Below are 13,039 nucleotides of genomic sequence, written 5' to 3'. Positions count from 1 at the left end.
TCACCCCCTCCCCGACTCGACACCGCTCCCCGACACCGCGCGCCCCCGCGCCGCCCGCGCGCGTCTGCCGCCCCGGGGGGGGCCCCCCCCCCCCGCCCCCCCCCCCCCCCACTGCGGGATAAGCGCTGGTGGGGTCGGCCTATTCCGGTGAGGATTCCAGGCATGAACGAATCACATCTCACCCACATAGCCGCTCCGGAAGGCGTCGCGCCGGGTAAGGGCTACACCCATGTGGTGACCGGCTCCGGCAGGCTGGTCGCACTCTCCGGGCAGGTGGCGCTCGACAGCCGGGGCGAGGTCGTCGGGGCGGACGACCCCGCCGCGCAGGCACGGCAGGTGTTCGAGAACCTGCGCCGCTGTCTGACGGCCGCGGGCGCGACGTTCGACGACGTCATCAAGTTCACCTTCTACGTCACCGATGTCGCCCATCTCTCCGCTGTCCGCTCCGTACGCGACGAGTACATCGACGCCACGCGTCAGCCCGCCTGCACCGCGGTCCAGGTCGTGGCATTGTTCCGGCCCGAACTGGTGCTGGAGATAGAGGCGTTGGCGCTCGTGGGATAACACGCCGGGTGCCCCGGTTCGCCCTGCCGTACCGGGGTCACTCGGACGGGTAGATGTCCCCGGCCGCCATGCTGCTCTCCTGCTCGCTCTGCCGGTCCAGCCTGCTGGCCTTCTCGTTGAGCCGGCGCCGCTCCTCGGGGTCAGTGCTGCGCTCGGCCGCTTCCTTCAGGTCCTTCGCCTTGGCGCGCATCTGCCGGACCCGGCCGCCGCTCTCGTCCGCACCGCTCATCACAGCTCCTGGTGTCTCGAAGGGAGTCCTGGAAGGGAGATCTGGAAGGGCTCCCCCTCAGCGAACCAGGTACCGGTTCGCCCCGCATCCCAGGTGGTCACACACTTCACAGACCGTACGGGAGAAGAGCGATCCCGCACTCCCCGTGCAGCTCAGCATGCGCGGGGAGGCGGAACCCTGCATGGTGGTGGGTACGGGGTTCCGGTCGGCGTGCCGGTGCACGTACGGGGGCGTACTCGCAAAGGCGCAGCTCAACCGGGAAGCGTGAGCCAACCATGAACACTTCTGAATTTCCGGAAAGCTATGAGCTCGTGTTCAGCACACCCGGCGAAGGAAGCGACACCGTCCTCGTCCGGCGCACCACGATGACGGGCGCGGGCGGCTCCCCGGTCTACGCCGACGGGACGGGCATCGTACGCGCGGAGATCAGCCGGGGCGGCGAGGTGCGCATGCTGGCGTCGGGAGGCCATCAGGCGCATGCGGCTCCGCTGGAGGTCCACCCGCACCGAACCTGAGGCCGCTGCCGGGCCCCGCGCGCTCTCGGCACCCGCCCGCGTGCACACGTGAACCGTGAACCATCGGCAAGGAGCAGTAGATGAAAGAGGACAAGCACCCCTCGTACGGGCCGGTCGTCTTCCGCGACCGCTCCGCCGGATACGCGTTTCTCACCAGGTCCACGGCGGGGAGCGACCAGACCATCGCCTGGGACGACGGGCAGACGTACCCGGTGATCGATGTGGAGATCTCCGCGGAGAGCCACCCGTTCTACACAGGGAAGGCGCGGGTGGTCGACTCCGAGGGCCAGGTCGCCAAATTCGAGAAGCGGTACGGCGAAGGCGGGCAGCCGGACTAAGGGCTGTCCCGTAACCCCTGGTGGATCGGCGCGCGGCGTCAGATGCGGTGCATCGCAAGGCGGAGGGGCGTCCGCATACTGGATGTATTCGGGCGTTCCGACAACGCGGCGAGGTGCCGTAGCTGTCGTCGTGCGCCCGCCAGGGATTGCGGGACAGCCCTTAGGGGATGCCCCGGGAGATCGTCAGGAGGCGGCGCCCATGGCGGCACGACCGAAGGTGGAGGTACGACGGGTGTACGAGGACCCGTCGTCAGGGGACGGCGCACGGGTCCTGGTCGACGGCATCTGGCCGCGGGGCCTCTCCAAGGAGAAGGCGGACCTGGACGAGTGGTGCAAGGCCGTGGCCCCCTCCACCGACCTGCGCAAGTGGTACGGCCACGACCCCGAGCGGTTCGAGGAGTTCGGCCGCCGCTACCGGAGCGAGCTGGAGGACACCGGACGCGCCGAAGCCCTGACCCATCTGCGTGACCTCGCGAGGAAGCGGAAGCTGACGCTTCTGACGGCGACCAAACGCGCGGACATCAGCCAGGCCACGGTCCTCGCCGATCTGTTGCGGACCTGAGGGCTGTCCACCGCGAGTGCCTGTCTCCGGTGGGAAGGGCCAGAAGACGGCAAGGTGATGCGAGTCCGGCTGCCCTGAGAGGGAATTGACGTGCCGTCACCCCAGCTCCGCCTCCTGCAGTCGATGGTGCGCGGCCATGACCACCTCTCCGACGTGCACGTCCGCCGGTAGGGCTCCTCTCGCCGTCGCCCGCGACCATGACCGCTGCGCAGATCCGTGACCCGAACTTCGCCTTCGGGGTGCAGTGCATCCTCGCGGGCATCCGCACCCTTTCGGGCCCCGGGGCGGGCGCGTAGGGGCCGCGTCTCCCCGCCGGTCGCGCCGACCGGGGCGCGACGGCCGCCCCTCCCCCAGCTGCCGCCCCGCCCGGATCGCGCGGCCGTTACGCCCCGGCGCCCGGCACCTCGTCCGCCTCGGCCTTCGCCCTGGCGGCCTGTGCCTTGTTCCGCTTGCTGACCACAGCGGCGCTCGCCAGGGCGCTTCCGGCGAAGGCCAGGGCCAGCATCCAGGGCCGGTCGAAGCGGCGTCCTGTGGCGTGGTCGAGGGAGTAGCGCCCCGCTCCCGCGACGCCGATGGCGGCGGCGGTGAAGCCCAGGAACGCCGGGTACTCGTATCCGCCGGACTGGGCGAAGAAACCGGCGGGCGCGTGCACGGCGACCGCTCCTGCCATGGTGCCCGCCACGGCGGCGCCGGCCACGGGCGTACCCAGGCCGAGCGCGAGCATCGCCCCGCCGCCCGCCTCGCCGAGGCCCGCGGCGACCGCGTTCCGGTGCCCGGGCAGGAATCCCATGTGCTCCATCCCCGCCGCGGTACCCGCGAGCCCGCCGCCGCCGAACCAGCCGAACAGCTTCTGCGAACCATGGGCGACGAGCACCGCCCCGGTGCCGGCCCGCAGGGCGAGCAGTCCGAGGTCGTGCCGGTTGATGCAGGTCATCGGAGATCTCCAGATCTGTGGCAGCGGATCAGCTGTGCCGACCGCCCACGGGGCCGTGGCGGCGGTCCCGGCGGCGGGCGTACGTATCCACTCTCCTCGCCCGGTACGGACCGCTCGCACCGGGGTTGCTCCATTCGGGTGACGTCGCAGGTCACAGCGGGCTTCGGACGGCCCGGGGCGGCCCTCGTAGGGTGAGGCCCATGGAGACACCGGCCGACGAGACGGCAGCCCGCGAGGTCCAGGACGAACTCCGCGCCCGGGTGGTGCTGGACGAGCCGGGCCCCGCCCCGGGAACCGGGCTGATCACAGGTGTCGATGTGGCGTACGACGACGAGCGGGACGTGGTCGCGGCCGCCGCCGTGGTGCTGGACGCCGTGACGCTGGCCGTGGTCGACGAGGCCACGGCGGTGGGCCGGGTGACCTTCCCGTATGTGCCGGGGCTGCTCGCGTTCCGCGAGATCCCGACCGTCCTGGCAGCCCTCGAAGCGCTCACCGCCGGTCCCGGTCTTGTCGTATGCGACGGGTACGGGCTCGCGCATCCACGGCGGTTCGGCCTCGCCAGCCATCTCGGGGTGCTGACGGGGCTGCCGGTGATCGGGGTGGCGAAGAATCCCTTCACCTTCTCGTACGAGCAGCCGGGCGCCCGGCGCGGTGCGCAGACGCCGCTGCTCGCCGACGACGGCGCGGAGGTGGGCCGGGCGCTGCGCACCCAGGACGGGATCAAGCCGGTCTTCGTCTCCGTGGGGCACCGGGTCTCCCTCGACAACGCCTGCGCCCAGACCCTGCGGCTCTCCCCCGACTACCGGCTGCCGGAGTCCACCCGGCGAGCCGACGCGCTCTGCCGGAGGGCGCTGCGCGAGGCGGTCGCGTAACGGCGCCGCCCCGCGCGGTGCTCCGGCCCGGTCAGGCCGCCGCCCGCACCAGCGGGAAGTGGCAGGCCACCTGGTGGTCGGCGCCGTCCGGGGTGCTGGCTGCCGGTTCCGTCTCGGCGCAGATGTCCTTGGCGATCGGGCAGCGGGTGCGGAACCGGCAGCCCGACGGCGGGTTCGCTGCGGACGGCGTCTCGCCGCCGAGCGGCGCGCGCCCGGATCCGGCGGTCTCGGGGTCCGGGACGTTGACCGTGTCGAGGAGGCCGCGGGTGTACGGGTGGAGGGGGTTCGCGTACACCTGTTCGGCCGGGCCCGACTCGACCAGCTTGCCGAGGTACATCACGCCGACCGTGTCGGCCAGGTAGCGGACCACGGCGAGATCGTGCGAGATGAAGAGGTACGTCAGCTCGCGGTCGCGCTGGAGTTCGCGCATCAGGTTGAGGATCTGGGCCTGGACGGAGACGTCGAGCGCGGAGACCGGTTCATCCGCGACGATCAGGTCGGGAGAGAGCGTCAGCGCGCGGGCCAGGCCGAGCCGCTGGCGCTGGCCGCCGGAGAACTCGTGCGGGTAGCGGTCGACGGCGCCGCGCGGCAGCCCGACCGCGTCGAGGAGCCCGGCGACGATCCGGTCCTGTTCGGCCCGGTCCCCGACGCCCTGGATGACGAGCGGTTCGCGCAGGATGGTGCCGATCCGCATCCGCGGGTCCATGGCGGCGGCGGAGTCCTGGAACATCAGCTGGATCCGGCGGCGGTGGGCGCGGCGCTGGCCCCGGTCCATGGTGGCCAGGTCCTGGCCCTCGAAGACGATCGACCCCGCCGTGGGGTCCTCAAGACCGGCGATCATGCGGCCGATGGTGGTCTTGCCGCAGCCGGACTCACCGACCATGCCGAAGGTCTCGCCCTTGCGGACCGTCAGCGAGACCCCGCCGACGGCGCTGACCGTGCCGCGCTTGCGGGAGAACGGGCCGCCGGTGAGCGGGAAGTCCTTGCGCAGGTCCACGACTTCGAGGAGGGTGGCGCCGTCCGGGACGACCGATGCGGTCTCCTGTCCGGCGGGGCGGGCCTCCACGAGGCCCGGCTCACCCTCCTCCGGTACGGGGTGGAAGCAGGCGAACCTGTGGTCGTCCCCGGTCAGCTGCGGCTCATCGGCGCGGCAGACGTCGGTGGCGAAGGCGCAGCGCGCGGCGAACCGGCAGCCCTGCTGGGCGGTGGCGAGGTTCGGCGGCAGCCCGGGGATGGTGCGCAGTTCGGTCTCGCCCTCGACGGCCTTCTCGGGGAGCGCGGCGAAGAGCGCCTGGGTGTAGCGGTGCCTGGGGCGGGCGAACAGGTCCCGTACGCCGGAGGTCTCGGCGACCTTGCCCGCGTACATCACGGCGACCCGGTCGACCCGGTTGGCGATGACGCCGAGGTCGTGGGTGACCAGGATCATCGCCATGCCGAGGCGGGAGCGCAGCCCGTCGATGAGTTCCAGGATCTGGTGCTGGGTGGTGACGTCGAGCGCCGTGGTCGGCTCGTCGGCGATGAGGAGCTTGGGTTCGCAGACGAGTGCCATGGCGATGGCGACGCGCTGGCGCATACCGCCGGAGAGCTGGTGCGGGTAGTTCTTCATCCGCTCGGACGGCTGGGGCATACCGACCAGACCGAGCATCTCCTCGGCCCGTGCCCAGGCCTCCTGCTTGCTGATGTCCCGGTGCAGCAGCAGGGGTTCCGCGACCTGCGCGCCGATGGTCATGGTGGGGTTGAGGGAGGTCAGCGGGTCCTGGAAGACCATCCCGATGGTGTTGCCCCGGACGTCGCGCAGCACGGGTTCACCGGCCGACGCGAGGTCGTGTCCGTCGAAGAGGACCCGCCCCGATGAGACGGCGCCGCCGGGCGGGAGCAGCCCGAGGACGCTGAGCGCGGTCATCGTCTTGCCGCAGCCGGACTCGCCGACCACGCCGAGGGCCTCGCCGGGGGCGAGATCCAGGCTGACGCCGTCGAGGGCGTGGACGGTGCGGTTGCGGGACGCTATGTCGACATGCAGATCGTCGATCCGCAGCAGCGGCTCGGTCATGGGAGTGTCCTCCGGGCAGTGCAGGCAGGAAAGCAGGCGGGGGTGTGGCTACTTCTTCTGGAGCCGTACTTCGAAGGCGTCCCGGAGGCCGTCGCCCACGAAGTTGAACGCGCCGACGACGAGCACGATGGCGATGCCCGGCGGGAAGATCAGCCACCAGTAGCCGTTCTGGGTGTAGGTGATGCCCGAGGAGAGCATCGACCCCCAGTCGGTGGCGGGCGGCGGGATGCTGAGGCCGAGGAACGCCAGATAGCTGACGTAGAGGATGGCGTCGGCGATCTGGAAAGTGCAGTTGACGATGACAGTGCCGATGGCGTTGGGCACGATGTGCCGGAACACGGCGCGGGCTCCGCCGCCGCCCATCATCCGCATCGCCTGGACGTACTCGCGGTCGCGCAGCGAGAGCGCCTCACCGCGGACCAGACGGGCCGGGGAGAGCCAGGCCACCGCCGCGATGATCACGATGAGCACGCTCTTGCTGGGCGTGATGATCGCGGCGACCACCACCAGCAGGAACATCGCCGGGATGGCGAGCGCGGCGTCCGTGACACGCATCATCACGGCGTCGGTCCAGCCGCCGAAGTACCCGGAGACCGCGCCCCAGAGCGTGCCGAAGAGAGTGGCGAGCAGCCCGGCGGCGAGGCCGACCTCCAGCGAGGACTGGCCGGCCAGCATCAGCCGGCCGAGCAGGTCGTAGCCGAGGTCGGTGGTGCCCAGGATGTGTCCGGGGCTGCCGGGTGCCAGGTTGGCCTGTGCCAGGTCGGTGTGGACCTGGTCGGTGGAGTGGACCAGCGGGCCGATGTAGCAGAACGCGAAGAGCAGCACGAGCACGATCACGCCGGTGAGGGCGAGCTTGTTGCCGGTGAAGACCTGCAGCGTACGGCGGGCCAGCGAAGGCGTGGCGAGGTCGGCGTCCTCGTGCCCGGGGGCTATGACTGCGGTGCTCATGAGACGCTCCGGATCCGGGGGTCGAGGACGGCGTAGACGATGTCGGTGAGCAGCGATCCGACCACGGTGGCGACGCCCACGACCAGCGTCACTCCGAGCAGTACGGGGAAGTCGGAGCCCTGTGCGGCGTTCCAGAAGAGCAGGCCCATACCGGGGTAGTTGAACATCGCCTCGACGACCAGCGCGCCGCTGAACAGGGTCGGCAGATAGAGGCCGAGGAGGGTGGCGAGCGGGATGAGCGCGTTGCGCATCACGTGCTTGGCGAGGATCCGGCGGCTGGACTGGCCCTTGGCCATCGCCGTACGGACGTACTCCTCGGTGAGGTTGTCGAGCGTGGCGGAGCGCATGTAGCGGCTGAACATCGCGATGACGCCGAGCGCCATGGTGACGATGGGCAGCACCATGCCGGAGAAGCCGCTGAAGATACTGGCCAGGGACTCGCCCTGCGGTGCCTCCGAGGGGAAGACCGGGATCGTCTGGCAGAAGACGATGATCAGGATCAGTCCGAGGAAGAAGACCGGCGTCGCGTAGGCGAGGAAGGCGGCCCCGGTCAGCAGGTAGTCGGTGATCTTCCCGCGGCGGACGGCCTGGAGCAGTCCGAGCGGGATCGCGATGATCACCGCGAGGACCGTGGAGAGCGCCGTCAGCAGCAGGGTCTTGGGGAGCCGCTGCATGAGCAGGTCGGAGACGGGCTGGTTGAGCTTGTACGACACTCCCAGGTCACCGGTGAGCAGCCGCTTCAGGTACTCGAAGTACTGGAAGGGCAGCGAACGGTCGTACCCCTGGGCGTGGTTGAAGTGCTCGATCTGCTGCGGTGTGCCCTTGGGTCCGAGGATGGCGCGGGCCGGTCCGCCGGGGAGCATGTGCAGAAGGACGAAGACGATGACCGACACCAGGAAGAGAACGACCACCGCCTGGAGGAGGCGCTTGAGGAGAAAGCCGGTCACTGGTCGGCCCCCTTCTTGACGTAGTACCAGTCCTGCGGGGCGAGGGTCACGGTCGGGTTCTGGTCGACACCCCGGAGGTCGTTGCGGATCACCGACACCTGGTAGGCGGGGTTCGGCATCCACATCACGGGGAGCTGCTGGGAGAGGTACATGCCGTACGCGTGAACGGCGTTCGGGTCGCTGGAGTACTGGACGGCGCGGATCAGCTTGTCGGCCTTCGGGTCCGAGTAGTTGCCGAAGTTGGCTGATGCGCCGGTCGAGAAGAGCTGTTCGCCGCTGGGGTTGAGCGGGTAGTACCAGCTGCCTGCCGTGCCGAAGAACGACATGTCCCAGTCGCAGCCCGGCTGTCCCGCCTTGCAGGGTACGGAGTTGCCGAGTACCGAGTTGAGCGGCTGCTGGCGGACCTTGAGGTCGATGCCGGCCTTGCTCAGCGAGGACTTCAGCTCCTGCATCATGTTGGTGGACTCGGTGGAGCCCGACTGCGAGAGCAGCGTCAGGTTGAGCGGGGCGTTCTTCGCGATGCCGGCTCCGCACTGGTCGGCGCCGGTGCCGGGGCGGGTGCAGCGGGCCTGGCCGTCGCGGACGGCCCACCCGTGGTCGGTGAGGAGCGTACGGGCCGCCTTCACCGAGTACGGGTACTGGTTCTTCTGCATCTCCGGGGTGGTGTACTGCGTCTTCGGGGTGACCGGGACCGGGCCGAGCGTGGGGTCGGCGCTGCCCTGCCAGATGACCTTGCTCATCGACTTCTGGTCGACGAGGTGCTGCATCGCCTGGCGGATGTAGAGCTGGCGCATGGCCGCCCCGCCGTGTGAGGAGTTGAAGTTGTAGACGATGTAGGTGGCCGCCCAGCCCTCCCACGGGTCGACGCGGTAGCCGCGGCTCTCGAACTTCTTCTTCTGGGCGAGCACCGACGGGGGTATGTAGCCGTAGTCGACGCCGCCGGAGCGCAGCACGTTGAACTCGGAGTCGGCGGTGGTGAAGGGCTTGAGGACGACCTTGTCCAGATGCGCCTTGTTGTTACCGGTGTACTTCGGGTTGCGTACGAGGGTGACCTGGCCGGTGTTCTGCCATTCGGCTATCTTCCAGGGCCCGTTGACGGTCTTCCAGAGCGGGTCCCTGGAGTAGGCGCCGAGGCTCTTGGAGTGGGTGGTCAGCCGGGCGAAGACCGCCTTGGCTCCGGCGGTCTTGCGGTCCCAGTCGCCGATGGGGCCGCCGTCCTTCTCCGCGTCCCAGGCGGCCTGTGGAATGGCGCGCATCAGGGTGAGCTGGTTGGCGGTGAACCAGTCGGGGTTGTACGAGCGGTTGAGGTGCAGCCGGACCGTGTGGGCGTCGACGGTCTCGAAGCTCTTGACGTTGTCCGGCATGGTGCCGACCGAGTAGCTGCCCCACTCGGCCTTGTTGGCCTTGACGAGGTTGAACCAGAACTCGATGTCGCGCGCTGTCACCGGCTTGCCGTCGGACCAGGTGATGTCCTTGCGGAGCGGCACGGTGACAGTCCTGTTGCCGTCGCTGTAGACGGGCTTCGTGCCCAGGGTGTTGGGGCCGGTGGTGGTGAGCGCGCCGTCCTTCTTCACCGCGTCGTAGACCGGCATGAAGAGCAGCGACTGGATGGCGAAGTTGTACGTGGCGCCGTATCCCGGGGCCCCGATGGGGAAGATCCAGTTGGGGGTCGCGGCGGGCGGCAGGGCCATCGTGGCGGTGCCGCCCTTGACGGGTGTACCGCCGGTGGGCCCCATGTCGATCTTGCCGCCGTCCTGCGAGCAGGCCGTGAGGGCCACGACGAGCGCCGCCCCGGTGACCGCTGCGGCGAGCGCGCGACGCCGCGCGGATGAGCGCCTTGGGCGCATGGGTGGGCCTCCATCGGGTTCCAGCAGGCGAGCCGATGTGAACATCGGCTGGAGAATGTCTGAAAGTTAGGACGGCCTTCGAAACTAAGTCAAGGGTAGATATACGACTTAGGGCAGCCTTGCTTAGGTTTTTGATCCCTTATGTCCCATATTGCGATGCCAATTCACCGAAACTTTCCCGCCACCCCTGGCGAAAGGTGCTCCGGGATCGCTAACTTTCATCGAGACAGCATGGACTTGCTTTGAAAATCCGAAGTAAGACCGAAACAAGTCCGAAGCAACTGAGAAGCAACTCGGCCCAGAAGTAGCTTCAATCAGCCAGAAAAATCGGGGAGCCCCATGACGGACAGCGCATCGAACCAGCAGATTCTGCGCATGGTCACGTCCGGCGCCGCCTCCTCACGGGCCGATCTGGTCAGGGAGTTGGGGCTCGCCGCATCCACCGTCTCGCTCCGCGTGCAGGAGCTGGTGGCGGCCGGGCTCCTCACCGAGTCGGGTGAGGGCGCGTCCCGCGGCGGCCGGCGCCCCAGGCTGCTGCGCATCCCGCAGCAGGGCGGTGTGGCCCTGACCGCCGACCTCGGCTCGCACCACGGCAGACTGGCCGCGGTATCGGCGGACGGCACCATTCGCGACGCCGCCGACCACAGCCATGACCTCACCGACGGTCCCGACCAGGCCGCCGACTGGCTGGTGGAGCAGCTGACCGCGCTCGCCGACCGCCAGCGCGCGGCGGGCCGGACCGTACGGAGCGTCGGCATCGCCTTCCCCGGCCCGGTCGACGTCCCGGCCGGCCGGGTGCTCACCCCCTCCCGGATGCCCGGCTGGCACAACTTCCCGCTCCGTGACGTCCTCGCCGACCGGCTCGGACTGCCTGTCGTCGTGGACAACGACGCGACGCTGATGGCCGTGGGCGAGCACCAGTCGGCCCGCCCCGACCTCCAGCACCTCGTGGTCGTCAAGGCGGGCCGCGGCATCGGCTGCGGAGTGATCTCGGCGGGCCGCCCGCACCGCGGGGCCAACGGCTGCGCGGGCGACATCAGCCATGTCCGGGTCGACGCGGCGGAGGACCGGCCGTGCAGCTGCGGGAACATCGGCTGCCTGGAGACGGTCGCCAGCGGCGCGGCCGTACTGCGCGAGCTCGCCGCCGGGGGCACCCCGGTGGCCGGCACGGCGGAGCTGCTGCGGCTGGTCACCGACGGGGACCCGAAGGCGACCACCCTGGTCCGGGCGGCGGGCCGGCACATCGGGACCGTCCTGAGCGTCGTCGTCAACTTCTTCAACCCGCAGGCTGTGGTACTCGGCGGCGCACTGGCGTCGGCGGAGCCCCTGGTGGCAGCCGTCCGGGGGGTCCTGTACGAGCGCTGTCTGCCCATGGCCACGGCCGGCCTCGAAATCACCACCACCGTCTCGAGCCGCGACGCGGGCCTGCTGGGCGCGGGGATCACCGCCCTGCGCGACGCCGTGCCGCACGCCGAGGCGGTCTGACCGTGCCCCCGGCCGCGCCCCGCCCGCCGCCCGGCCGGTCCCCCTCCCACCACCCCACCCGCAACCCGGAGAGCAGCGCCACATGACCACCGCCACCCCCGCCCGCCGTCTGCGCATCGCCATCGGCGGCATCGGCATCGAGTCGTCCACCTTCTGCCCGCACCGCTCCACCGCCGACGACTTCCGCCAGACCCGCGGTCAGGAACTCCTCGACCGCTACACCTGGACGCAGCCGGGCTCGGACCTCGACGCGCTCGTCGAGTGGGTCCCGCTGCTGCACGCCACCGCGCTGCCCGGCGGTCCCGTCGAGGCCGCGTCGTATCTGCTGCTCAAGGACGAACTGGTCACCCGGATCCGGTCGGCCGGCCCCCTCGACGGCATGGTCTACGACCTGCACGGCGCGATGAGCGTCATCGGCCTCACCGACGCGGAGGGAGACCTCACCGAGGCCGTGCGCGCCGCGCTGAACGCCGTGGGCACCCCGGAGGACCCGGCGTCGGGACGGCCGATGATGTCCGCGGCGATGGACCTGCACGGAAACGTATCGCGCCGCTTCGCCGAGCCCATCGAGCTGCTCACCGCCCACCGGCTCGCCCCGCACGAGGACGCCTGGGACACCCGGGAGCGCGCCGCCCGCAAACTCGTCGAGCGACTGCTGCTGCCCGCGGCCGACCGCCGCCCGCACCGCGCCTGGGTACAGGTGCCCGTCCTGCTGCCCGGCGAGAAGACCAGCACCCGTCTTGAACCCGCCAAGGGGCTGTACGGGCGTCTCGCCGGTATCGAGGCGAAGCCCGGCATCGTGGACGCGGCGATCTGGGTGGGGTACGCCTGGGCCGACGAGCCCCGCTGCAAGGCCGCCATCGTGGTCACCGGTGACGACGCGGAGCTCGCCGCGGCCGAGGCAGAGTCACTGGCCCGTCAGTACTGGGACGTGCGCCGCGACTTCGAGTTCGTCGGCCCGACCGGCACCGCCGAGGAGTGCATCGCCGCCGCGGTGGCGTCCGACCGCCGGCCGTTCCTGATCAGCGACTCCGGGGACAACCCGACGGCAGGCGGCGCGGGCGACCTGGCGTACATGCTCGGCAAGCTCCTGGAGAACGAGGAGATCGCCTCGGGCCGGGTGACCGCCGTCCACCCCGGCATCACCGACCCGGCCGCGGTCCGCGCCTGCTTCGAGGCAGGGATCGGCGCCACCGTCACCCTCGGCGTCGGCGGCAAGGTCGACACCAGCCAGGGCGGGCCGTACGAGATCACCGGCACGGTGACCGGCCTGCAGCGCGCGGCCGACAAGGCGGACCGGGCCGAGGGCGGTGCGTACGACCGAGGCTGCGACCTGGCGGCGATCACCGTCGGCGGCCTCACGGTCGTCGTCACCGGGCAGCGCAAGCCGTTCCACACGGTCGCCGACTTCACCGGACCCGCGCAGGGCGGTCTGGGGATCGACCCGCGCACCTTCGACCTGGTCGTCGTGAAGATCGGCTACCTGGAGCCCGAACTGCACGACATGGCGGCGGACTGGCTGCTCGCCCTCACCCCCGGTGGCGTCGACCAGGACCTGGTCCGGCTCGGCCACCACCGGGTGGAGCGCCCGCTGTACCCCTTCGACGAGGACGCGTACGAGAACGAGGGCGGCCCGGACCTGAAGCCCGTACTGCTCTGACGGCCCGGGAACGACGGTGCGCCCCCCCCCCCCGGCCGCCCCGGGCCGCGGGGCCCCCCCCCGCCCCCCCGGGCCCGGGGCCCCCGCA

Annotated in this window: 13 protein-coding genes; 7 read left to right on the top strand and 6 right to left on the bottom strand. The window is 70.7% G+C overall.

All coding sequences use genetic code 11. The annotated features are described in order from the left end of the window. Positions 1 to 162 precede the first annotated feature (162 nt). A complete protein-coding gene (locus ACFXBC_RS30410) occupies positions 163 to 564 on the top strand; it encodes a RidA family protein (RefSeq protein ID WP_385031607.1) in 402 nt (133 codons plus the stop codon). 37 nt (positions 565 to 601) lie between these two features. On the opposite strand, the gene ACFXBC_RS30405 is transcribed toward ACFXBC_RS30410, so the two are convergent. After that, positions 602 to 793 (bottom strand): DUF6381 family protein, encoded by a 192-nt coding sequence (locus ACFXBC_RS30405; protein WP_385031604.1) that lies wholly within the window; start codon positions 791 to 793, stop codon positions 602 to 604. Positions 794 to 1,068: 275 nt separating this feature from the next. Between ACFXBC_RS30405 and ACFXBC_RS30400 the strand changes: the two genes are divergently transcribed. From ACFXBC_RS30400 to ACFXBC_RS30390, 3 genes are all read left to right on the top strand, one after another. Next, a complete protein-coding gene (locus ACFXBC_RS30400) occupies positions 1,069 to 1,308 on the top strand; it encodes a DUF6296 family protein (RefSeq protein WP_385031602.1) in 240 nt (79 codons plus the stop codon). An 80-nt stretch (positions 1,309 to 1,388) separates the two neighbouring features. Beyond that, entirely contained in the window at positions 1,389 to 1,646 is a 258-nt protein-coding gene (locus tag ACFXBC_RS30395) for a type B 50S ribosomal protein L31 (protein ID WP_385031599.1), read from the top strand. A 199-nt stretch (positions 1,647 to 1,845) separates the two neighbouring features. Then, positions 1,846 to 2,208, top strand: a complete 363-nt coding sequence (locus ACFXBC_RS30390; RefSeq protein ID WP_385031596.1) for a DUF488 domain-containing protein — start codon at positions 1,846 to 1,848, stop codon at positions 2,206 to 2,208. 382 nt (positions 2,209 to 2,590) lie between these two features. On the opposite strand, the gene ACFXBC_RS30385 is transcribed toward ACFXBC_RS30390, so the two are convergent. Further along, positions 2,591 to 3,142, bottom strand: coding sequence for a DoxX family protein (locus ACFXBC_RS30385; RefSeq protein ID WP_385031593.1), 552 nt, complete (start codon positions 3,140 to 3,142; stop codon positions 2,591 to 2,593). 200 nt (positions 3,143 to 3,342) lie between these two features. On the opposite strand from ACFXBC_RS30385, the gene ACFXBC_RS30380 reads away from it, so the two are divergent. After that, a complete protein-coding gene (locus ACFXBC_RS30380; RefSeq protein WP_385031590.1) occupies positions 3,343 to 4,014 on the top strand; it encodes an endonuclease V in 672 nt (223 codons plus the stop codon). A 31-nt stretch (positions 4,015 to 4,045) separates the two neighbouring features. Here the strand turns inward: ACFXBC_RS30380 and ACFXBC_RS30375 are convergent, their stop codons facing one another. Genes ACFXBC_RS30375 through ACFXBC_RS30360 form a run of 4 tightly spaced genes read right to left on the bottom strand, consistent with a single transcriptional unit; the run spans position 4,046 to position 9,806 of the window. After that, complete coding sequence (locus ACFXBC_RS30375) at positions 4,046 to 6,064, bottom strand: dipeptide ABC transporter ATP-binding protein (protein WP_385031587.1); 2,019 nt, start codon at positions 6,062 to 6,064, stop codon at positions 4,046 to 4,048. A 48-nt stretch (positions 6,065 to 6,112) separates the two neighbouring features. Next, the gene (locus tag ACFXBC_RS30370; protein ID WP_385031584.1) at positions 6,113 to 7,012 is read right to left on the bottom strand and encodes an ABC transporter permease; all 900 of its coding nucleotides are present in this window, start codon (positions 7,010 to 7,012) and stop codon (positions 6,113 to 6,115) included. Further along, entirely contained in the window at positions 7,009 to 7,959 is a 951-nt protein-coding gene (locus ACFXBC_RS30365; protein ID WP_385031581.1) for an ABC transporter permease, read from the bottom strand. Before ACFXBC_RS30365 ends, ACFXBC_RS30370 begins: the two co-directional genes overlap by 4 nt. After that, complete coding sequence (locus ACFXBC_RS30360) at positions 7,956 to 9,806, bottom strand: peptide ABC transporter substrate-binding protein (RefSeq protein ID WP_385031577.1); 1,851 nt, start codon at positions 9,804 to 9,806, stop codon at positions 7,956 to 7,958. The genes ACFXBC_RS30365 and ACFXBC_RS30360 overlap by 4 nt, the downstream gene beginning before the upstream one ends. 339 nt (positions 9,807 to 10,145) lie before the next feature. Between ACFXBC_RS30360 and ACFXBC_RS30355 the strand changes: the two genes are divergently transcribed. Both ACFXBC_RS30355 and ACFXBC_RS30350 read left to right on the top strand, forming a co-directional pair. Beyond that, positions 10,146 to 11,291 carry an ROK family protein gene (locus ACFXBC_RS30355; protein WP_385031574.1) on the top strand — a complete coding sequence of 382 codons (1,146 nt, stop codon included), beginning with the start codon at positions 10,146 to 10,148 and terminating at the stop codon, positions 11,289 to 11,291. Positions 11,292 to 11,373: 82 nt separating this feature from the next. Next, positions 11,374 to 12,951 (top strand): M81 family metallopeptidase, encoded by a 1,578-nt coding sequence (locus ACFXBC_RS30350; RefSeq protein ID WP_385031571.1) that lies wholly within the window; start codon positions 11,374 to 11,376, stop codon positions 12,949 to 12,951. Positions 12,952 to 13,039: the final 88 nt, after the last annotated feature.

This window comes from Streptomyces sp. NPDC059398, assembly GCF_042751845.1.
Taxonomy (GTDB): Bacteria; Actinomycetota; Actinomycetes; order Streptomycetales; family Streptomycetaceae; genus Streptomyces.
Note: the sequence above shows the minus strand (reverse complement) of the source record. Positions and strands in the feature narration are given on the sequence as shown.